The following is a 1,036-nucleotide window of genomic DNA, read 5'->3' on the forward strand; positions in this document are numbered from 1 at the left end:
TGTTCTTTTTCAATTCTGACTTGGAGAAAGGACGGTACATACTTCTACCTCTCCTTCTTCATAGTTTTCCTTTAACATATTAACAAAAGAAAAACGATTTTGTCCTTGACAAAATCGTTTTTCAACAGTCTGTAAAAGAACGAGGGGATCCCTCGTTCTTTTATTTTAATACGGCAGATGGAATGACGTTCGATCGTTGCGGCGCATCTTTTTGTTTTTGACTGCGCGTTGCCAGTAGCACAAAGTAACTTAATACACCGAACAAACAGGAAATAAAAAACGCATGTGCTAAGGCGACGTATAAGTTCAACTCTGTAAAGACGACGAGCGCCCCTGTTGCGACTTGGCAGCTGACAAGAGCGAACGCAATCAGCCAGCCCCAATACATAATTGGCTGTTGTTTATATCGTTTCATCGCATATATCGTCGCTATGAAAATCCAAATAAATAATAATCCCGCGGCGAAGCGGTGACCCATTTGCACCCATTCATGTAGTTGGGTTGGGAAGAACCTTGTTTGTGCGCAAAACGGCCAGCTCGGGCACGCTAAACTCGCTTGTTTATGGCGCACGAGCGCGCCTGTATATACGACGATATAGCAATACGCAATAATGCCGTAAATATGAAATTTCATCGTACGATCAAGCACGACGGACGCGGCATCAAATTTTTTATCGACTTCAAAAATAAACAACGTCAATAAAAAGACGGCCGCAAATGAAATGAGCGAAATGCCAAAATGAAGCGCTAGCACAACGTCCGATTGGCCCCATACGACCGCGGCAGCGCCGATCAACCCTTGTAAGACGAGAAAAACAAACGATACGATCGCCAAAAACTTCGTTTCACGAATATGACCGATCGCTTTCCAAGCCCAAATGGATAAAATAAGTACCATCAACCCAACGACACCAGAGACAACACGGTGGCTTAATTCAATAAGCAACTCTACCGTAATGTTGGATGGGATGAGCTGTCCGTGACACAGCGGCCACGAACGACCGCACCCCATGCCTGAGCCTGTTTTTGTGACGAG

General features: G+C 44.8%; 1 protein-coding gene. It reads right to left on the minus strand.

From position 1 onward, the window contains the following. Positions 1–160 precede the first annotated feature (160 nt). Positions 161–1,036, minus strand: an 876-nt coding sequence (locus tag LD028_RS02280; protein ID WP_237810808.1) for a COX15/CtaA family protein, incomplete at its 5' end; no start/stop codon positions are given.

Origin of the sequence: Anoxybacillus sp. LAT27 (assembly GCF_022030075.1) — a bacterium.
Classification (GTDB): Bacteria; Bacillota; Bacilli; order Bacillales; family Anoxybacillaceae; genus Anoxybacillus; species Anoxybacillus kestanbolensis.